The following is a 20,435-nucleotide window of genomic DNA, read 5'->3' as shown; positions in this document are numbered from 1 at the left end:
ATTTATAAAATTTCTACTTCAAATCCGCAAGATAACTTTCAAGCGTTGCAATTTTTCGTTCGCTTTCTGCAAGACGGGCCTTTTCCTCTTCTACAAGATTTGCAGGCGCGTGCTTAGCAAAGTTTCCGTTGAGCTTGTTCTGGCTCATGCGGGCATAACCCTGTTCCTTTTCAATTGTTTTCTGGAAGCGGGCAATAAGCTGCTCTTTGTTGATATTTTCGTCAACAAGGATGAAAGACTCAAAACCTTTTCCTACTGTACCAATTGAAGATGCTGGTTTTGCCTCAACAAAGTCAACTTTTGCAACACCGGCCAAGAGCTGAATCATTTCAACTTTTTCGCGGCAAACTTCGGCAGCAGAACCCTTTTCAATCAAAATAGCAATATTGATTTTTGAAGCAGGGTCAATTCCGCAGTCTACGCGGAGAGCGCGGGTTTTACCGATGAGTTCCTTAAGAACTTCAAAGCGGGCTTCGATTTCTGCATTTTCGCGGTCAGCTGTGTATTCAGGATATGGCGCGTTAATGAGCATTCCTGCATATTCGCTGTTAGATGCAACTTTCTGAGTTCCAGCTGATTTACGGTTAGCGGCAATTTCAGAAAGAGGAAGCTTTCCGTAAATTTCTTCTGTAACAAATGGAAGATATGGGTGCAAAAGACGAAGGTTTTCTTCCAGGATGTTCATAAGAACTGAAGCCTGGCGGTCTTTTTCCTTATCATCACCATTTTTGAAGTTGATTTTTGTAGCTTCAACATACCAGTCGCAGAACTCGTTCCAGAAGTATTCCATAAGAGCGCTTGCGGCATCGTTGTAGCGGTAAGTATCCAGAGCTTCGCGGGCAGTTTTTGCGGCGTAGTTGAGGCGGCTGTAAATCCACTTGTCCAGCTCTGTAAGGTCAGCGTCTGTTACAGGAACAAGATTGCGGCCTTCAAGGTTTCCAAGAAGGTAGCGGCTTGCGTTCCAGACTTTGTTACAGAAGCGTGAACCGAGTTTGAAAGAATCTTTATCGATAAGAATATCCTGTCCCTGTGCGCACATAAATCCAAGAGTGAACTTAAGGGCGTCGGCACCGTACATATCGATAATCTCAAGAGGGTCCATACCGTTACCAAGAGACTTAGACATTTTGCGTCCCTGCTTATCGCGTACAAGACCGTGAATATAGATATCATGGAAAGGAGCTTTTCCTGTAAATTCAAGACCAGCCATAATCATACGGCTAACCCAGAAGAAGATGATATCGTAGGCTGTTACAAGAGCAGTTGTAGGATAGAATTTTTCAAGATCTGCAGTATTTTCAGGCCATCCCAGAGTTGAGAAAGGCCAGAGCCATGAAGAGAACCATGTATCGAGTACATCTTCATCCTGTTTTAGGTCTGAGGCAGCAGCGCCACACTTTGGACACTTGCATGGATCTTCGCGGCTTACAATTACTTCTCCGCACTTCTGACAGTACCAGGCAGGAATACGGTGACCCCACCAGATCTGGCGGCTTACACACCAGTCGCGGATATTTTCAAGCCAGTGAGAATAGGTGTTTTCCCATTTCTGAGGGAAGAACTGAATTTCGCCTTTTTTCCAGGCTGCAAGAGCCTTGTCTGCCATAGGCTTCATTTTTACAAACCACTGGTCGCTCAAATATGGCTCTACTACAGTTTTACAGCGGTAGCAGTGACCAACCGAGTGAACCATTTTTTCTTCACCCTTGAAAAGGCCAGCTTCTGTCAAATCTTCAATTACCAGTTTGCGGGCAGCTTCAGACTTGAGTCCGCGGTATTTTTCAGGAACGTTTTCGTTCAAGCGTCCGTCTGGAGTAAGAAGGTTGATAACTTCAAGGTTGTGGCGTTTTCCAACTTCCCAGTCGTTAGGGTCGTGAGCCGGAGTAATTTTTACCATACCGGTTCCGAATTCCATATCAACATAATCATCAGCGATGATTGGGATTTCTTTTCCAGTAAGAGGAAGCTTAAGCTTCTTTCCTACGATTGCCTTATAGCGCTCGTCATTAGGATTTACGGCAACGGCAGTATCACCAAAGAAGGTTTCCGGACGAGTTGTTGCAACTTCAATCTTTCCGCTTCCATCAGCATATTCATAATAAAGGTGATACATTGCACCCTGTGTATCTTCATGGTCAACTTCATCATCAGCAAGGGCAGTACCACAACGAGGACACCAGTTTACAAGGCGCTTTCCGCGATACATAAGTCCGCGCTCATAAAGAGTAACAAAAACGTCGCGAACTGCAGCGCTAAGTCCTTCATCATAAGTAAAGCGTTCGCGTTCCCAGTCTGTAGAGTTTCCAAGTTTTCTCTGCTGCTTTACGATTGTATTATGGTGGTCTTCCTTAACCTTCCATGTGCGTTCAAGGAATTTTTCGCGGCCCAGGTCGTTGCGGGTAAGACCTTCTTTTTTAAGCTGGCGTTCAACAACGTTCTGAGTTGCAATTCCGGCGTGATCAGTACCTGTGAGCCAGAGAGTGTTGTCGCCCTTCATACGGTGATAGCGTACAACGATATCCTGAAGAGTATTGTTAAGTCCGTGTCCCATGTGAAGAACGCCTGTTACGTTTGGAGGTGGAATCACGACTGAATATGTGTTTGTTTTCTTATTACAATCTTCGCACTGGCATTTGTACTGTGCGTGTACAGGGGAAGCTTCGTCGCTGGCAGGTTTAAAATAGCCTTTTGTTTCCCATTCGCTATAAATTCTGTCTTCAAATGACTTTGGCTCGTAGGCCTTTTCCAATTCAATTGCTTTCATAGAAAAAAATTATAGTGATTTTCCGTTGTAAAGTAAATTAATCTGATATAAAATAGCAATGATATGGCAACTACAGCAAATTTAAGTGCATTAATTAAATATTACGCTGATAAACAAAAATCCCCTTTCATTGATTTTAAGGAATTCTGTACCTATATCAAAAAATATGCAGATCATCATGTTGAAGAACAGGGAGAACTTGTAAAATATCTGGGTGATACAGCGGGCACTATAAATGCTGAACTTCAGGGCTTGAGCGAAAAACATCTGGTTGCCATGACAACAAACGGCAATAAAAAGATGATTGTTGCCTTTAATTTCTTTGTATCCCGCTACACAGCCCAGTACAACGAAATTCTCAGAAATGATTCCACTCCCTATCCCCTTGTTTCTGATTTACCTAAGCAGTTTCCGCTGACAGCCATTGAGCGAAAAGCTGCCGTTTCATACATTCCGTCTTTAATAGAAAAAGACACATCAAAAACAAATCAGATTTTTTTTTCTGGAATTTTCTCAGGAAATTCCAGCTTTAGTATTGCCATCCTGCATTTCAATGAAAATTTTGATTGAAAGTGCCCAGCAGAAAATCCGCAGAATCCTAAAAAAAGAAGAATATCACGACTACTTTTTGAAAAAACTGCGTTCTACAAATCCTACAAAGGAAGTTCCAATCCGCGGTTTCTATTCAAAATTTGTAGATGCAAATGAAAATAACTTTTCTCAGCTTGCAGACGGGGATGATTATTACTTCTGGAATCAGCTTTTGTACTTTATTAAACAGGATTATCTTAAAATTCAGGATAGAACGACTGATGATGTAAATATTCTTCAGGCAGTTCAGATTGCAGAAATCCACAGTTCATACCTGAAGGCTAAATTCCAGGATAACAAGAAAAAACAGGATGCCCTTAATGAGCTGGAAGGTTCACTGGGAAAACCTCCATACTTCTTTTCTATGAATCAGATTCTTAAATTTAAGGATAAGTCTGGAAAGGATTTATACGGAATTTACAACGAAGAAGATTTGAAAAAGACTTTACAGAGACTTACAACGGAAGGTGAATCAAATGAACTTCCGCCGCTGCTTGTTTTTAAAGTTTCTTCAGGCACCCGCTATTTTGTCTACAAAAAAAACGTACTCAATGTTGTCGTTCGTCTTTGTAACGAAGCCCATGATTCTATTGAACGCTTTCTGGAAGACAAGTGGTACAACACCCTGATGGATCACGAAAAGCTTCCTGAAATGACAAATATAAGTCATTTTGAAAATGCGCTTCACAAGCTTGTTGAACAGAATTCGCCGGTTTTACATGCCCTTTTAAGTGCTAACTTTATGACTCTTCTGGCCTTTGATAAAGATGAATCTGAAATGCCTCAGGGCTTCAGACTTTTTGTAAACGGAAAACTTCTGCCTTATCATGATCTTTTGATGCTGAAAAACGCAAAAATTCTTGCAAATGCTAAGGCTAGACTTCCTTTCTACTACACAATGCCTATTATTTCCTGGATTTTTGCCCTCTTTACTTCCGGTAAAAGCCAGCGGGAAAAGGCAGCAAGAAATAGTGCCGCAAACAATCCTTTTGAAGAGCTGGAAGAAGAAGCTGGTGCAGGCCGCAAGAAGAGCAGAGCCGATATACTTTCCGCAAAGGCAAAAGACATTACACAGGATATGATTCCGGAAGGTTCAACTATTGACCGTGAATTAAACTATCTTGAAAAACAATGGAACAAACGCATTTCTAAAGACGCCTACAATCAGCTGAATGAAGATGTAAACGCTTTAATCCGGGACTATACCCGTAAGGTTTTACGTACTCTTTCTGATTCGACCTTTACAAAAGAACGTATTAAAAATCTTGCAGAAACATTAACTGCCGCACCTAATATGCAGAGACTTGGTAACAACAAAGCCCTGACCGAGTACGTTGCACTTTATATGCTCAGGCTGATTTCCAACAGATAATTCTTAGCTTTTGTTATCAGACAGTAAATTTTGGCTCATCTCGTAAATTTGTATAGATAATTTGAAAAATTTCTTTAAATTTCTCGAATTTTTTTTCAAAATTTTTGTCAAAACCTCAAAATCAGGGGAAGTGTATATATGTTGAAGTTCAACATTTTTCCCGGCCGGAAAAAGCAAAAAACTAAAAGGTATGAGGTTTTATATGAATCAGTTGAATTCTTTGATTATTGAAGGAAATGCCGTAAAAAAGGCAGAATTTTCGGAGCCAAAAGCAGGCTTTTTTGTATGCAGATTTCCGGTTGCAGTAAACCGCTGGTACAAAAGCCGTAATAATGAAGGCGTTTCTGAAGTGTCGTATTTTGATGTGGAAGCTTACGGAAAGCTCGCGGAATACTGTAAAAAGAAAGTTGATAAGGGTCAGGGCATGAGAGTCGTGGGACGAATCAAGCAGGACAGATGGAAGGATAAGGACGGAAAAACTGCCAGCAGGGTTTATGTAGTTGCAGAACACATTGAATACAAACCAAAGTTCAACAATTCTGTAATGGCAAACGAAGAAGAAGAGGCTTCTGCAGAAGAGGTCGAAAGTCAGGCAAGCTCAGCCAGTCTTGAAACTTCTGCAGAAGAAACGGTTTTCTAGCGTTTTTTACGTCCTTTGAACTTTGCGCCAGGTCTGCCTTTTGCAGGAGTAGCTCTTGAAGAAGGGCTTCTTGCAGGTGCAGTTCCCTTTGCCTTTGCGGCAGCGGCACGTTCAGCGGCAGCTTTATATTCCTCAAGTTTTTCCGGATTATAAAAACCGTCTTTCCAGTTGAATCTGGAAATTTCTGGGAGAGGCTGCTGCTTAACAAGCGAAGTCATAATGGCTTTTATCTGGCTTTTTGAAACCTTTGTCTTTGAAAAATCAACAAGGAGTTTCTTAAAGCCTGAGCCCTGCAGAATATTTACCTTATCTACAATGCTGAATGGTTCTTCCGGCATTACAAAAGAACCGTCCTGAGTAGAGCTGATTTTGAACATTTTTTCCTCTTTATCAGAGAAGAAAGTAAAATCATAGTCAGAAGGCATTTTAAAGCGCATGCGGAAAAGAGCCGGGTATGCAAAGACTGGCACCAGAACACGGGAACGCACTTTTTCTTCGTAAGTTGCTTCAAGATTCTTTCTTGAATTTTCATACGGAGAAATAAAGGCTCCGATGTTAAGGTTTTCAAGCCAGGAAACTGCCCAGCGGTTGAAGGTATAAAGGTAAGGACCTGCAACCATATTAACGCCCATAGATTTGAGCATCTGAATGTGGGCAAGGTTGTTTACTACAAAGTTTTTATAGCCGTCTTCTACAAGGGCTGTAAGTTCATTTTTAAGCTGGTCTTCCTGAAGAGGACTACAGAAAGGATCAAGCGAAATAAAAATCTGCTTTTTGGAGAAAGGCAGGACAGTCTTATGATTCAAAAGGTCATATGAAGTTTCTGAGTTATATTCCAGAATGAGACGAACAGGTTTTAAGCCCTGAACTGCAAAGACATCTGCAATAGAAGAAACCTGGGCATAAATGCCGTCCGGAAAGTAAGCAAGTTCCTTATCTTTTACCGGTGTAAGGTCAAGAATCGGAAGCATTTCATCTTTAGGCTGCTTGCGGTAACGGCCAAGGTCACCCGGCAAAACTCGCTGATAGCGTTTTGAGCCTGACTTAATCTGCAAAAGGTAAACTTCATCACCAACAGCAAAGCCGCCCGGAATATCAATCCAGCGTTTTCCTTTTTCTTCATCAAGTTCAACAGAGCGGATTTTGTGGCTTACGCGGCCAGTATCGTCCTTTTTATGAAGACGGATTGAATCACCCGGATCAGGGTCGTATGAACCGCCGGAAAGACAGGCCATTTTTACATTTATCTGCTCCTGAGGAGTATCAGGATTTGCATTAGCGCGGATAGCCTCTACAAGTTCACGAGGTGCTGCCTTAATTGCAGAGATTTTTCCAAGATAAATACCGGTTCCGCCAGCCTGGTCAGGATTCAAAATCTTCTGGGCAGAGTTTTTAACGCCATCATCAAGAGTCTTAAAGCCGTACCAGTAGTCTGTTTTTGAACGGGCAAAATCAGAAGCAAGCATACGTTTGCCGGCTGCAATTGCGCCTTTTTTATCTTCCTTATAATGATCAATTACATAACGGTAAGCTGCAACTACACTGCCAACGTATTCGGCACTCTTCATGCGTCCTTCAATCTTAAAAGAATCAACACCGGCTTCAATAAGATCCGGAATATGATCTATAAGCTGAAGATCACAAGGAGAAAAGTAGTAACCGCTCTTAATTCCACCGGAAACTTCTGCATTGTAGTAGCGGCGGCAGGCCTGAGCACACATTCCCCGGTTAGCAGACTTTCCGCCTAAGAAGCTTGAAAAGAGACAGAGGCCCGATTCACTTACACAAAGAGCTCCGTGAACAAAAACTTCAAGGTTTGCGCCTGTTTCGTTTTTTATTTTCTGAATTTCTTCCAGTCCCAGTTCTCGAGCAAGCACCATTCGTTTTACCCCCTGCTTCTGCAAAAGGCGTACTGCGGCAGTGCTTTCTACGTTCATCTGAGTAGAAGCATGAAGTTCCATATTCGGAAAGAATTCCTGAGCCATGCGCATGATAGCATAATCCTGCACAATAAGGCCGTCTGGTCCAACTTCATTGAGATAAGATAAAAAGCGGTAAAGACGCTCAGTTTCGCGCTCTTCGCTTACAGTATTAACTGTTACGTAAATTTTCTTGTTCTGACGGTGAAGAGTTTCTACAGCCGCCTCAAACTGATTCCATGCAAAATTTGATGTTCTAAGGCGCGCGTTAAAACTCTTCAGTCCCAAATAAACTGCATCGGCACCTTCGCCGATTGCTGCATCCAAAGATTCAATATTTCCCGCAGGAGCTAATAATTCAACCATTTGGATAGTTTAACACAAGTTTGCAGAATTTTACAATCTACTTTCAAATTCTCCCTTCAGACCGGGCTGCCATTTCCCAGTTAGAGGCAGGACTTTCCAAAGGATAATCCTCTTCCAGATAATCATTTTCTTCTATATTATTTTTAATATCTTCTGCATCAATTCTTGTAAGTGACTTTGCTGCACTGTCATTCTTTGGCTTTCTTACTGCATCAGAAATATCCATGCTGTCTATGATTCCGTAATTATAAAGGCGCTCAACGGCAAGCAGAACATTACTTTTCCATTCCAGTGCCTCAGGATTTGCAAAGCAGACTCCGTCAAGAATCTGGGAACTTGCCTTGTTTTCAAGAATAAGGGCATCTGCACTTTTCGTATAACATAAATCCTTATCAGAAGTCCACAAATCACGAATCCCGGCAGGAGAAATTCCGCTGGCAGCCAGATTCAAATCCTCACCTTCTTCTGAAATACAGCCCTCCCCCTTCTGACGCAGGTGAACAAGAAGGATTTCACCCTTATGAACTTCGATCGGCGGGAAATTATATCCTTTTTCAATTCCCTTGCTGGCACCATAAAGGCAAAGATTTGCAAGGTTTCCGTCACTAAGGGCAAGAAGTTCTACATATTCCGTACGCAAGAGGCTTTTCTCTTTATTAGACTCGTTGTAAAAATACAGTTCTGTCATAATCATCTGAGGAACGCGTGAATTATAGCCGGTAAAACGGGTTGAAAAGGTAAGAGTATTTCCAATCTGATCTTCAACTACGGCATAAAGTTCATAAGAATTCCCGATAATCGTAGAAGAGGTAAAATTAAAAACTATCGTTTTTTCATCTTCCTGAGCTTCGATGGTAACAGGAATTTTCCCATAGCCCCCGCTTGCAGCTTTCAGAGCCGTAGAAAGTTCTTCTGTTTTTGAATGGGAATAGGAATCTGAAATTCCTTCAATGAAGGGCGAAAGCACAGCTCCCGTAACCTTCACCTTTTCCGAAAAGCTGATTTGAAGCGAGTTTTCGTCAACCACTTCAATATTTTCTATTACAGGAGACGCATAATCTCCGCCCACAATCTGAACTCCCTCAGGAGTCACCTTACATGAAAAAGGCATTACGCTGAATAGCGTAATGCCTGTAATCAAGATAGTCTGTACTAAAGACAGAATAATTTGTTTGTACTTTTTCATAGGCTTCCTCTTTTTATTTTCTACATATACACTAGTCGCAGACTGTTAAAAATCGGAAGTATTTTTCAAAAAAAGTTTAAAAATTCTGCAATTTTATCTGAGTTTTGCAGCCTCTACCATGTAGCGCACAGAAAGGCCTGCATCATCTTCATAATGCTTTTCAATTACAAAGATAAGATTTTTTCCGCACTCATCGCGGAAGATGCGTTCAATCTTATAATTTGTAACTCCCTTGCGGCTGATAGAAGGAGAACCGATTCTCTGGGTGCTGAGCACGTAGCCATCGGCATCATATTTTTCAAGATTTATATAGAAAGATGAACGGGCATTTTTTCCTTTACCATTGATTGTTGGAACCAGAGTAATTCTGTAAGAATTCTGATTTTCAAGATCTGCGCTTGTAAAATCCTTGAATACAATTTCGTCTGTTCCAGTTTTATGAACATCATCAAGAATATAAAGCACGTGCTCTGCGTTTGCTCTTTTACAGTTGAGCCCATTTATATAAGAAGCAGACTTTGCTTCCAGCTCGTCATAAACAGCCTTTCCGTTTTTGTCGGCAGTTGCAGCAGACGGACGTGTCTTGAAAACGCCGGAATCTACATAGTCATTTGCGGCAATATCAACCTGATAAATTTCTGCCCATCCCTGAAACTTTTTATCTGTTTTTCCATACTGAGCAAAAACATAATATTTTCCGTCTGCTGAAAATCCTTTATCTACAAAAGAGGCAACATCCCCCGCATTTAATGCTGTAGCAGCCAGTAAAAAAGCAAAACTGCACAAGAACGATTTTTTCATAAATCCTCCCAAAAATTATGGTCTATCACTTTATTTTCGGCTTTACAGAAAAAGTCTTTACTGTTATTTTTTTTATTATGACAATTAAAGCTCGAAATCGTTTCTACATGGGATTTTTTATTTTTACACTGATTGTTTTCATTTTTGACTTGATATTTTTTCACTACCAGATTTTTGCAAAAAACCTTAGTGTCCCGGAAGTAAAGTTACCGGAAAACTCACCAGCTTCCTTTTTATTCGGCTTTAAGCCTGTTTTTTCCTATTCCGGGATTTTCTTTCAGTTCATTTATCTTTGCGGAACAAGTTTTACTATATTATATGCTTTTTATAAGACTCAGGCTGGAGAACTTGCTTACTTTCTTTTGTTTTTGCTTTCAATTCTTCTGGATACAGCCCGCATTTTTATTCCGCTTTTAAATCTTGCAGGAAGTTTTCATACTGCATTAATTGCAATTAACAATATAGTTCTTACAGGAACTTTTCTGGGTCCCGTTTCGCTGATGGCGCTTGTGCTTTTTTCCGGCGAAGAATACCGTCAGAATCTTGAACAGAACTGTATGATTATTATTGTTGCGGCTACCTTTGTTGCTTTTTCTATTCCAATTAATACAGGCATTCTTCTTCCGAATTTTACTTCAGCTGCCGCCTTTTCTAAAATAATCAGATTATTCATAGTTGTTTCTGTTATTATTTCTGTACTTTCTATGTGCATGAATAATTACAAGAGGGAACTTTCTCAGATTACTACGCTGGGATTTTTTGTACTTGGAACGGGATCTTTGATTTTAAAGCACTGCTACACACTTTTTCAGCTGATTATCGGGGTAATTTTTCTTTCGGTGGGAACAGTGCTTTATTTTAAGGAACTGCACAATCAGTATTTGTGGAATTCTTAATCTAGCTTACTTGAGGCCTTCTAACTTACAATTCCAAAGAAAAGCCCGATTGTTACAGGAATCAAAACATTATCAAAATCAGAAAGAGGCAGCATTTCCAGAATCATAGCTGCACAGCCGGTAAGAAGACTTACATAGCAGTTCTGACAGCAGCAGAAGGTGGCAATGTAAACTGCAAGAAAACAGGTAAGGCTTCCGGCAACTGTTTTTCCGTGGCTGCCAGGAATTGTAATTTTTCCGATTAACTTACCGGAAAGACTTGCAAGGCCGTCTCCAAATGCAAGTGCAAATATTCCAACCTTTGCACATTCCGGCGGTAAAAGCAGGGCTGCAATAATTATTCCGATTACAAGCGTTACAGGACCAAGTACAAAACGGTTTTCATCGCGTTTACGGGCTGCAACCTCAGTTATTTTTGAAACAAGGGGAATTGTAACACCCTTAAGGCGTAAAAATTCACACAAAGAATAACCGGCAAGGGCAAAAACCAAGAGCCATAAGGTCGGATAATAGGCAAGACCAAGAAACAAGGGCACAAAACTTGAACAGATATGAATGCTTTTTCTAAAAAGTTCCTTGGCAATTGAGTTTGCTTTTTGTCTTAAATAGATACCGTACTGAATGCTGTTCTGCATCTGCATTACCTCTCATTATCTGTCAGAGTTTTTGGAATTTCTGTATAAATTGCCGGCTCATATTCTGAGAAATTGTGAGTTACATATTTTATATTCTGCTCAGCAAGGTTTGTTCCGCCCAGACGCAAAAGCGTATTCTGGTTACGTGTAAGCGCATCCCAGGCTCGAACTGACTGCTGGAATTGAACGATTGATTTTGCGTTCAGGCTGCTGTTTCCAGTTCTTTTTGCAAGACGGTAAAGTGTTACACCGTAGTTGTTTGATGCGCAAAGATAAGTATTTACAATGTCGTAATCACTGTCGTTTACCTGAGGGAATACCATCTGGCGTTCAAGAACATCTTCATCAAGGCGTTTAACCAGCTGATTGTAATAACCTTCGGCTGCATAATCGTCTCCGCGCAGGCTGAGGGTATTTGCCATTGCCAGCATAAGATTCTTTTCCTTGATATTTCCGTCTCCGGCCTTCATAAAGGAACCAAGAGCTTCTGTCAGGTTATCGTTATTATACTGAATAAAGCCTATGCGGTAACGGATCTGAGGACTGTCGTTTTCAAGTTCAACAGAAGACATGTAATTTTTAAGGGCGTCATCATAATCAGCAGAAACAAAGTATTTTAAGTCTGCCATATCTTCATAAAGCTTTCCGATATCCTTGTTTCCTTCAAAGCCTGCGTTATCACGTTCCTGAGTATAAAGGGAAATTCCTTCCGCATACTGCTCCTGAGCCTGAACGTGCTCACCATTTGATTCGTAATATTCGCCCAAAAGCTTGTAGGTATCAATATATTTGTAAAGATCGCGGCGCTTGATAGACTTAGCGGCATCAAACTTTCTGAGGGTATTTTTAAGGGTGTTTTCTACCCTTTCGCTTTCGTTAGAAAGAACGTAGTATTTAGAAAGATTATAGAGAGCCACAGGATTTTCCGGATTTGCATGAGCCGCAGTCAAAAGAAGACGGCGGAGTCCGTCAATCTGGAAGCGCAGATATTCCTGACTTGCAGGAAGAGGTCCATAATATTTATCAAGAAGATAGCCGGAAAGCTCTGTCCAGTCATCTGCAGGAAGTGATTTTTCCTTAGTTTCATCAAAATTCTGGCGGATTTCCAGAACCTGACGAAGCTTGTCTGAGCGGATAAAGTAGCGCATCATACGGCCAATATAGAGATTATTAGGCTTATAAAGCTGCATAAGAGAAGCATACTGTTCGCGGGCAAGATCCAGTTTTGAAGGGTCTTTTTCAGTTCCCCATTCAAGATAGATATCACCAAGCTCAAGAATTCCGTCGGCATCATTAATATGATAATCAAGAACTTCGCGGCGAACAATTTCTTCAGCACGCTCATAATTTACCATATCGTAAAGTTCCATGTCGGCATATTCAAGACCGGCTTCCTTATCATGACGGAAGCACATTAGGATATTCTGATACATTTTTTCGGCACGCTGATACTGTTTGTGGTCACGATAGCCGCGGGCATAATTGAAGAACCAGGGACGGCTGAGACGGTATTTTACAGCTTCATCAAATTTGATTTCCGACTGAGGATATTCTTCTGTCTGTAAAAGAGCATAGCCCTGCTTGTAAAGGGAGTTTGCCTTAAGAGGTTTATAGATACAGTTCTTGGCAAAATTGAAAATTCCAATTCCAACCAGAATTAAAGCACAACCTACGATAAAGCCCGGAATAATTCTGTTACGCAGCTGGTAAGAAAGTGATTTTTTATAAGCTTCGTATTCTTCTGCTGAACGGTGCTCAAAATCACGCGGAACAGGAATTGAAATGTCCAGCATTTTTTCGAGCATTGAGGCAACCTGGCGGGCAGGAGCCTTGTTTATAATTTTTTCAATTACTTCGAATTCAGCGTCTTCTGTAAATTCGTCCTGAACGATAAAGTTTTCAAAGGCAAGACGTACATTGAGCGGATATTCGCTGAAATTCTTGAGGAAGACCTTGTACTGGGCATCTGAAAGGGTATTTGGAGGAAGCTCTTCGCCAGGAATTGCTTCTGAAAAGTCCGGCTGATCAAGTTCTGATTCTTCAGGTTCTTCTTTTTTAGGAGTCTTTTTGCTTTTTGGAGCAGGCTCTTCTTTTTCTTCTGCGATTTCAGAGAATCCTGGAATTACAAAGTCATCGTCATCTCCGCCGCCAAGGAAGTCATCTTCACTGATCTGACTGTCGGTATCTGAAATACCAAAGTCCATGTCATCCATGCCGGTAGTATCAAAGGCTTCTACAGGTTCGTCAGATTCTTCTATGCCGGAGTTGAGAGAATCAAGACTGAGATCTTCATTATCAGAAACTTCTTCGGCAACGGCGTCGGTATAATCTGGCATTGAAAGTTCTTCGCCAGAATCGCCTGAAGGAAGACCAAAGTCCATATCATCAAGATTTAAGTCGCCTGCAGAAATATCACTTTCTACTGCCGGGGAATCTGCTGCATCTGAAGGAGTTTCTTCAAGTGAAGTTGCAGCAACATCAGGACTTCCAAAATCCATATCATCAAGGTTGAGGTCACCAGCTGACATGTCAGCTTCTTCGGATGGACTTTCAGCAGAAATGTCAGCAGAAGTATCTTCAGCGGGAATGGTGTCGTCCATAGACGGCATGTCCATATCGCTGAGATCAAACAAGTCTGATGTTGAAGGTTCTGCAGCATCAGTAGCGTCAGCAGTTTCTACATTTTCTTCTGCCTCTACATCAGTTTCTGCAGGCTCCGGCATAGAAAAATCCATGTCGTCCAGATTTAAGTCAGCAGCGGAAAGGGCTGTTTCTTCAGCCGGAACTTCTTCCGCAGGCTCTTCAGCAGTTTCTGCAGCTGGGGCTTCTTCTGTCGGAACTTCACTTGCTTCACTTGCCTCGCCAGTTCCAAAATCCATATCGTCAAGATTCAAATCATCAAGACCTGAGGTATCAAGTCCTTCACCTGTTGTATCTGATTCATCTGCTGCAGGCGCTTCCTCTACAGGAGTTTCAAAAGCTTCATCTCCGGTAGTCTCTGTTGGACCAAAGTCCATATCATCAAGATTCAGATCATCGGCTGATATTCCGCCTTCTTCTGCAACAGGAGTTTCTTCAATTGCCTCATCATCAGAAAGTTCTTCTGCAACTTCTGGCTCTGTAATTTCAGCTTCTTCTGCAGGCTCTTCAGCAACTTCTGGGGCTGTTTCAACTGGAACTTCTTCAGCTTCAGCAGTTTCCGCAGGAACTTCTTCTGCTTCTGCAGGTGCACCCATATCCTCAAAGCCGTCTATATCAAGGCCATCCAGGCTAAGTTCATCAAAATTAATATCTTCTACAGAAGGCGCCGGTTTTACTTCTTCAACTGGAATTTCATCAAGACTTTCAGCTTCTTCAGCACTTTCTTCTATATTAGTACCTGTATTATCGAAGAGTTTTGGTCCATTATCTTTTTTGTCAGACTTAGTTTCTGGATGAATATTTGTTTCTTCATCATCATCAAAACCGCCGCTCAAATCAAACTCGTCGAACATATCATCTTCAGGCATTTCGCCAAAAAGACCAGAGCGGGCAGCTTTTGGTTTTGGAGACTTTATTTCAACTTCAGGAATATCATCAAGGTTCAAATCATCAAGATCTGAAACGTCAAAGGCTTTTGGAGCAGACTCTTTATTGTTATCAACAAACTGAGAAGCAATACTGTCCAGAGGTTCAAGACCAGCAAGTTCTTCTTCCTCAGCCGGATTTGCTTCTGGAACAGTCTCAGGCTCTTCTGCAGCTTCTGGCACAACTTCAGCTTCTGCCTCACTTGCTGCTTCTGGTTGAGCTTCAATAATTCCGAGCTCATTAAGTTCTGGAATATCTTCGAGAGAAAAATCTTCTGCAGGAGAAGCTTCTGCTTCGACCGGAGTTTCTGTTTCAGGTTCAGCTTCTGGCACAACTTCTTCAGCAGGGGAAGCATCTGCTTCTATATTTTCATCAAAAGAAGGAAGGTTATCAGCATCAAAGTCAAAAGATTCTGAAGGTACTTCTGCAGCCTCTTCTACAGGTTCTCCGGTAAGTTCTTCCATAGAAGGAAGGGCTGAATCATCTGCAAAAGAATTATCCAGATCAAGGCGTTCAGCGGCAGCCTCAACATCTTCTTGAGTAGCTTCTTTTTCAATACCTGGAATATCAAGGTCGCCAATATCAGCAAGTTCGGCCAGGTCTGAATTCAAATCAGGTAAATCTGAAAGCTCTTCTTCAACCGGTTGCACCCCGCTTCCTGCCAATTCTGCAAGTTCAGGAAATCTCTCTGCAATCGCAGCAGGATCAGGTTCTGGTTCCGGCTCAGGTTCTGGTTCGTCAAAACCGGCACCCGCAAGAAGGGCATCAAGACCCAAATCTGAAATCGGGATTTCTTCTGGTTCCGGCTCAGGTTCTGGCTCCGGTTCATCTTCAAACATAGAAAGGTCTGGCATATCTCCGCCGCCTTCGCCAGCATCATCACCGCCACCCATGCCCATTCCAAGATTAAGCAGGTCAGACATGTCAGGGGCAGAAGAAGCACTTGTTTCAGCGGAATCGTTAGCTCCTGAAGTTTCAGCAGCAGGAGCGCCAATACCGGTAATATCAGAAAAATCCTCCGGAGCAGGAGCTTCTTCTTTTACGATTTCGTTCATCGGCATTCCGATAACAAAATCTTCTGAATCATCAACATCGGGAATTGTAGCCGGGATTTCGACTTTTACAGGCTTTTCGCCACGAGTAGCACGGACGGTAACTTCGTTACCCAGAGAAAGCATGTCGTTGTTAAACTTTTTAAGTTGGCTCAAGCCTGGCATAGTGTAATTTTACCCCACAACACTTCAATATTACAAGAGAGTTGTTTTTCCCCACTCTTCTTTGTAAATTAACGGAATTTTTTAAGGGGCACTTTAACAAAATGTTACTTATATATAAAAGAAAAAAAGGGCTTTCGCCGGGAACCGTGGTTAGCTCCGCATTGGCGGCTCTTAACACTAGAGTGGAGGCATCGGCCGCGCTTTTGAAGCTTCGCTAACCACGAACCCCGGCAACGCCCTTTTTTATCTTCCAAAGTATAAGTACGCCTCCCCCGGCTCCGCCATTTTATCCTACATAATAATATTTTAGTTAACACTCAAAAATTCCTAAATCTCCAGCGACACCTGCCGATATTGTGAATATGAAAATGACAAAATTTGTTTTGATGTCGGCACTGGCAGGATTTTTCTGCACAGGAATGGGGTTTGCGGCAGCTCCGGCAAACTATCAGAATTTTGAGCTTGATACACTTTTGCACAATATTGAAAAACCGGGTGAACCGATTGTAACGGAAGATTACATCATTTTTACGGCAAATACCAACAACCGCTCGGTGGGAATTGCCTTTGATTTTGAAAATTATCAGGTAATTCACCCATTTCAGGTGCTTTCAAACACCGATGACGAAGGCGTCTCTACCCGCAAGCACCTTTTTTACTGCTATCAGCGCCAGCACCGTTTTGACACCTTAAAATACCGTCTGGTAATCGACGGCCTTTGGACAACCGACCCCCTGAATCCAAATAAGGAATACGACAATCAGGTAAATTTGTACTTTTCTAAACTCGAAAATCTTGGCCAGATAAAAATTGAAACCGAGGCAACTTCCAACGACACCGTAAAGTTCATTTATAAGGGCGAAAGCGGCCTAAAACTCAACCTTGCCGGCACCTTCACCAACTGGGATCCATGGATTTACCAGCTTGAAGAAATTCAGCCGGGTCTTTACGAACTTGAACTACCCCTGACAAGCGGCACATATTACTATAACTACTATCTGGGTCTCACCCCTATTCTGGACAACACAAACCCGGAAAAAATCTACACCGCCGACGGCCGAAGCGCCAGCGTGATTAGGGTGAATTAGGTTAAAAAAAAAAGGAGGGGGAAGTCTCCCCCTACGCTCCAAAGCGTTGCTTTTACGCTACCCTCTCTGCGGGGACACCCCGCAACGCCCCGTTATCTAAAACGTCTAGCCATAGCCTGCAGTTTACTCATGTCCATACCCTTGAGGGCATTCATGTCCAGACCGCCCATTCCACCTGCACCACCCATCATGGCAGAAGGGTCTAAGCCAAGCTGATTCATCATTTTGCCCTGGAGGCCACGGTTACGGCTTACTTTTTTCATCATGAGCTTTGTCTTTTCAAACTGTTTGATAAGTTTGTTTACGTCGGCAACGCTGGTTCCGGAACCTTTGGCAATACGCTTGCGGCGGCTTGGACCAATAATAAGATGATTCAGGCGCTCTTTGTAAGTCATACTCTGAATTATAGCTTCATTCTTTTTCATGCCGCTCATATCAAGCTGGCTTGGGTCAATTCCGTTCATACCAGGAAGCATTTCCAGAAGTTTACTCATGCTGCCCATCTTTTTAACCTGCTGGAACTGTTCAAGCATATCCTGCAAAGTAAACTCGTTGCGCTGAAGTTTTTTCTGCATTTTGAGGGCAGCTTCTTCATCAACAGTTTCCTGAGCTTTTTCAACCAGGGAAACGATATCACCCATGCCAAGAATACGGCTGGCAATTCGTTCAGGATGGAAAACTTCAAAATCTTCTGTTTTTTCACCGGTACCAACGAACAAAATCGGCTTATCGGTGATTGTTTTAAGAGAAAGTGCCGCACCACCGCGGGCATCTGAGTCGAACTTTGTAAGGATAACGCCGGTAAGTCCCAGCTGCTCGTCAAAGCTCTTGGCAATTTCAACAGCATTCTGACCGGTCATTGCATCGGCAACTAAAAGAACCTCTACCGGGCCGGTTACCTTCTTGATTTTTACAAGCTCTGCCATCATCTCTTCATCAATCTGAAGACGACCAGCAGTATCGATGATGATTGTATCGTTTCCGTTACGGCGGGCAAAATCAATTGCTTCTTTTGCGTTCTTAACGGCATCTTTTGAATTTTCTTTGAAAACCGGAACTCCGATTTTTTCTCCAAGCTGAGAAAGCTGTTCAACAGCGGCTGGACGAACTAAGTCACAGGCAGCAAGGAGAGGCTTTCTTCCGTCTTTAAGGAGTTTTGCGGCAAGTTTATGGGCAGCAGTAGTTTTACCGGCACCCTGCAAACCAAGCATAAGGATAACCGACTGAGTATCAGGTCCCTTAAGGTGAAGGTCAACCTTTGTGTCACCCAGCATGGCAACAATTTTGTCGTAAATGATTTTTACAAACTGCTGGCCAGGATCTACGGCTTTAAGAACCTTTTCTCCCTTTGCTTCTTCGATTGTAGAATTAACAAAGCGGCGTACAACGCGAAGGTTTACATCGGCTTCAAGAAGAGCCATTTTAATCTGCTCAACTGTGTCCTCAATATTCTTCTCTGTAATAGTTGATTTACCGCTAAGGGTTTTAACAACGCTTGAAAAAGCGCCAGAAAGTTTCTCTAACATACTTTTAATCCTTATTACAAAGTTTTTGACTCGCGGATTACTCCGCTCGGAGCGATTTTATCGATGAACCTAAAACGACCCGCTGCCGCAGCTCGTTTTTTAACGGTTCTTCGATTTAGCGCTTATCCGGTACAATTTTCTTTGTATTCTTTCGTCTTACGTATATCTTTTTTCCCTGATTGTAAAGCTCGTTCATAAAGTCTTCAGGGGTAATTTCCTTGTTCAAAATTCTGTAAAGTCCGTTACAAATCATGAGCTTGAGGCCCTTCTTCTTTGCAATTTCGTGTACGTACTTACATGCAATGGCACCTTCAGGAAGGTAGCCGATTTTTGCAACGTTTGCTATCAAATCATCAATATCCTTGAACTTTGAAAGCATGTCAGTTTTGATTAAATCCTGACCAAAACGGCGGTTGCGGCCGTATTTACTTTTACAGGTTACATCCAGGTCTCCTACACCGGAAATAGACGTAAATGTTTCTGCATGGGTTGCTCCCATCGCAAAGCCAAGCATCTGAATTTCATTCAGGCCGGCAGCCATCAAAAGGCTTTCTGTGTTATCACCAAAGGTATCAGAATGTTCTGCGATTGCGTCCATTGCACCGTAAACAACGGCAACAACGTTCTTAGCGGCAGCACAAATCTGAACTCCGATTACATCAAAGCTTGAATAAACCATAAGGCCAGGAACACGCAAAAGTTCTCGAACCTTAATAGAATTACGTGGATATGCACAGGCTGAAACAAGACCTGTAAGCTTACCCATAGCAACTTCCTCTGCATGGCTAGGCCCTGCAACATAAACGGTTTTTCCCTTGTAGCAGGCAGGAAGAACTTCTTCCATTGTTTCAAGAATTAACTTAGGACCGTCTTCTGTAGGAACAAAGCCCTTTGTTAATGAAGCGATGATTGTCTTTCCGCTTTTGATATTAGGAACATCGACAATCTTTTTAATTGTGCTTGCCAAAAACAAAGAAGGTGATGCAATGATGAGGAAATCTTTTCCAGTCGCAGCTTCAATGATATTAGTAGTAGCAGTAAGTTTTTCGGAAAGTTTGTAGCCTGCAAGAAAACGTTTATTTTCGTGCTCGTTGTTGATTGAATCTACTACATCCTGTTCCAATGCCCAGATTTGAACATTGTGATTTCCGCGTGCAAGAGCCTGTGCTAATCCTGTACCCCAGGCACCGCCGCCGATTACTCCAACAGATTTTTTACTCATTACAATCGCCTTCTTTTGTCCTGAATTGCGGCTCGCTAGTCTCGCCGCTTGAGCCATTTTTCAAGGATGAAGCTAAACAAACCCGCTGTCGCAGCTTTGTTTTTAACGCTTCCTCCATTATCGGCTAATAGCACCCAGCCTCTGCGTCGTTCCAGTCGTAAATCTCGTTCTCGTTGAACCAGAGCTTAATTTCGCGTTCTGCGCTGGCATCACTGTCTGATGCGTGGATGATATTGCGTGCTGTATGTGTACAGTAATCACCACGGATAGTTCCTGGCATTGCTTCTTCAGGTTTTGTAGCACCGCAGAATTTGCGGATCAATTCAACACAGTTATCAGCCTGCCATACCATTGCAACAACTGGACCAGAAGTAACATACTCTACAAGTCCATCATAGAAAGGTTTTCCCTTGTGCTCTGCATAATGTGCTTCTGCAATTTCCTTTGAAGGATGAAGCATTTTCAAACCTACGAGCTTAAATCCTTTTTTTTCAAGGCGAGAAATAACTTCGCCAACCAACCGGCGGTTAACAACACCCGGCTTCAACATTGTAAAACATCTTGTCATAATTCGAATATTATAAACTAAAAAATAGGGGTGTTTCAAGATTTAATATTTTTTAGAATTTAATTGCGATATTGTAA

At 42.1% G+C, this 20,435-nt stretch carries 14 protein-coding genes; 5 read left to right on the top strand and 9 right to left on the bottom strand.

Translation table 11 applies throughout. From position 1 onward, the window contains the following. Positions 1-13 precede the first annotated feature (13 nt). Positions 14-2,764 carry a valine--tRNA ligase gene (locus MSI_RS00855; protein WP_009102684.1) on the bottom strand — a complete coding sequence of 917 codons (2,751 nt, stop codon included), beginning with the start codon at positions 2,762-2,764 and terminating at the stop codon, positions 14-16. Between the two features lie 63 nt (positions 2,765-2,827). On the opposite strand from MSI_RS00855, the gene MSI_RS00850 reads away from it, so the two are divergent. The 3 genes from MSI_RS00850 (at position 2,828) to MSI_RS00840 (ending at position 5,367) form a co-directional block, all read left to right on the top strand. Then, complete coding sequence (locus tag MSI_RS00850) at positions 2,828-3,334, top strand: hypothetical protein (RefSeq protein WP_009102682.1); 507 nt, start codon at positions 2,828-2,830, stop codon at positions 3,332-3,334. Next, positions 3,318-4,727 carry a hypothetical protein gene (locus MSI_RS00845; RefSeq protein WP_009102680.1) on the top strand — a complete coding sequence of 470 codons (1,410 nt, stop codon included), beginning with the start codon at positions 3,318-3,320 and terminating at the stop codon, positions 4,725-4,727. Before MSI_RS00850 ends, MSI_RS00845 begins: the two co-directional genes overlap by 17 nt. A 202-nt stretch (positions 4,728-4,929) precedes the next feature. Beyond that, a complete protein-coding gene (locus tag MSI_RS00840) occupies positions 4,930-5,367 on the top strand; it encodes a single-stranded DNA-binding protein (protein WP_009102678.1) in 438 nt (145 codons plus the stop codon). On the opposite strand, the gene MSI_RS00835 is transcribed toward MSI_RS00840, so the two are convergent. From MSI_RS00835 to MSI_RS00825, 3 genes are all read right to left on the bottom strand, one after another. Then, positions 5,364-7,652: a U32 family peptidase gene (locus tag MSI_RS00835; protein ID WP_009102676.1), complete on the bottom strand. Its 2,289-nt coding sequence runs from the start codon at positions 7,650-7,652 to the stop codon at positions 5,364-5,366. The genes MSI_RS00840 and MSI_RS00835 overlap by 4 nt on opposite strands. Before the next feature lie 43 nt (positions 7,653-7,695). Next, positions 7,696-8,838: a hypothetical protein gene (locus MSI_RS00830; RefSeq protein ID WP_009102674.1), complete on the bottom strand. Its 1,143-nt coding sequence runs from the start codon at positions 8,836-8,838 to the stop codon at positions 7,696-7,698. Between the two features lie 93 nt (positions 8,839-8,931). Continuing rightward, positions 8,932-9,639: a DUF2259 domain-containing protein gene (locus MSI_RS00825; RefSeq protein ID WP_009102671.1), complete on the bottom strand. Its 708-nt coding sequence runs from the start codon at positions 9,637-9,639 to the stop codon at positions 8,932-8,934. Between the two features lie 77 nt (positions 9,640-9,716). On the opposite strand from MSI_RS00825, the gene MSI_RS00820 reads away from it, so the two are divergent. Then, on the top strand, positions 9,717-10,535 hold the full coding sequence (locus tag MSI_RS00820) for a hypothetical protein (RefSeq protein ID WP_155815449.1): 819 nt from the start codon (positions 9,717-9,719) through the stop codon (positions 10,533-10,535). Positions 10,536-10,555: 20 nt separating this feature from the next. Here MSI_RS00820 and MSI_RS00815 read toward each other — a convergent pair whose 3' ends face one another. Beyond that, the gene (locus MSI_RS00815; protein WP_050983872.1) at positions 10,556-11,176 is read right to left on the bottom strand and encodes a diacylglycerol/polyprenol kinase family protein; all 621 of its coding nucleotides are present in this window, start codon (positions 11,174-11,176) and stop codon (positions 10,556-10,558) included. Further along, positions 11,176-15,954 carry a periplasmic flagellar collar protein FlcA gene (gene flcA / locus MSI_RS00810; RefSeq protein ID WP_009102665.1) on the bottom strand — a complete coding sequence of 1,593 codons (4,779 nt, stop codon included), beginning with the start codon at positions 15,952-15,954 and terminating at the stop codon, positions 11,176-11,178. Before flcA ends, MSI_RS00815 begins: the two co-directional genes overlap by 1 nt. Positions 15,955-16,316: 362 nt before the next feature. Between flcA and MSI_RS00805 the strand changes: the two genes are divergently transcribed. Further along, a complete protein-coding gene (locus MSI_RS00805; protein ID WP_009102663.1) occupies positions 16,317-17,042 on the top strand; it encodes a hypothetical protein in 726 nt (241 codons plus the stop codon). Positions 17,043-17,134: 92 nt separating this feature from the next. On the opposite strand, the gene ffh is transcribed toward MSI_RS00805, so the two are convergent. From ffh to ndk, 3 genes are all read right to left on the bottom strand, one after another. Next, positions 17,135-18,568, bottom strand: coding sequence for a signal recognition particle protein (gene ffh, locus MSI_RS00800; protein WP_009102661.1), 1,434 nt, complete (start codon positions 18,566-18,568; stop codon positions 17,135-17,137). A 115-nt stretch (positions 18,569-18,683) separates the two neighbouring features. Then, the gene (locus MSI_RS00795; RefSeq protein WP_009102660.1) at positions 18,684-19,790 is read right to left on the bottom strand and encodes an NAD(P)H-dependent glycerol-3-phosphate dehydrogenase; all 1,107 of its coding nucleotides are present in this window, start codon (positions 19,788-19,790) and stop codon (positions 18,684-18,686) included. Between the two features lie 124 nt (positions 19,791-19,914). After that, on the bottom strand, positions 19,915-20,358 hold the full coding sequence (ndk, locus tag MSI_RS00790) for a nucleoside-diphosphate kinase (RefSeq protein WP_039923815.1): 444 nt from the start codon (positions 20,356-20,358) through the stop codon (positions 19,915-19,917). Positions 20,359-20,435: the final 77 nt, after the last annotated feature.

Source organism: Treponema sp. JC4 (assembly GCF_000260795.1).
Lineage (GTDB): Bacteria > Spirochaetota > Spirochaetia > Treponematales > Treponemataceae > Treponema_D.
The sequence above is the reverse complement of the archived record's forward strand: the minus strand, read 5'-3'. Positions and strand labels throughout refer to the sequence as shown.

Coding starts and splice junctions, on each gene's coding strand:
- MSI_RS00805 (WP_009102663.1), top strand. CDS start 16,317: ATGAAAATGACAAAATTTGTTTTGATGTCGGCACTGGCAGGATTTTTC.
- MSI_RS00815 (WP_050983872.1), bottom strand. CDS start 11,176: ATGCAGATGCAGAACAGCATTCAGTACGGTATCTATTTAAGACAAAAA.
- MSI_RS00795 (WP_009102660.1), bottom strand. CDS start 19,790: ATGAGTAAAAAATCTGTTGGAGTAATCGGCGGCGGTGCCTGGGGTACA.
- MSI_RS00835 (WP_009102676.1), bottom strand. CDS start 7,652: ATGGTTGAATTATTAGCTCCTGCGGGAAATATTGAATCTTTGGATGCA.
- MSI_RS00825 (WP_009102671.1), bottom strand. CDS start 9,639: ATGAAAAAATCGTTCTTGTGCAGTTTTGCTTTTTTACTGGCTGCTACA.
- ffh (WP_009102661.1), bottom strand. CDS start 18,568: ATGTTAGAGAAACTTTCTGGCGCTTTTTCAAGCGTTGTTAAAACCCTT.
- MSI_RS00850 (WP_009102682.1), top strand. CDS start 2,828: ATGGCAACTACAGCAAATTTAAGTGCATTAATTAAATATTACGCTGAT.
- MSI_RS00855 (WP_009102684.1), bottom strand. CDS start 2,764: ATGAAAGCAATTGAATTGGAAAAGGCCTACGAGCCAAAGTCATTTGAA.
- MSI_RS00830 (WP_009102674.1), bottom strand. CDS start 8,838: ATGAAAAAGTACAAACAAATTATTCTGTCTTTAGTACAGACTATCTTG.
- flcA (WP_009102665.1), bottom strand. CDS start 15,954: ATGCCAGGCTTGAGCCAACTTAAAAAGTTTAACAACGACATGCTTTCT.
- MSI_RS00840 (WP_009102678.1), top strand. CDS start 4,930: ATGAATCAGTTGAATTCTTTGATTATTGAAGGAAATGCCGTAAAAAAG.
- MSI_RS00845 (WP_009102680.1), top strand. CDS start 3,318: ATGAAAATTTTGATTGAAAGTGCCCAGCAGAAAATCCGCAGAATCCTA.
- ndk (WP_039923815.1), bottom strand. CDS start 20,358: ATGACAAGATGTTTTACAATGTTGAAGCCGGGTGTTGTTAACCGCCGG.
- MSI_RS00820 (WP_155815449.1), top strand. CDS start 9,717: ATGACAATTAAAGCTCGAAATCGTTTCTACATGGGATTTTTTATTTTT.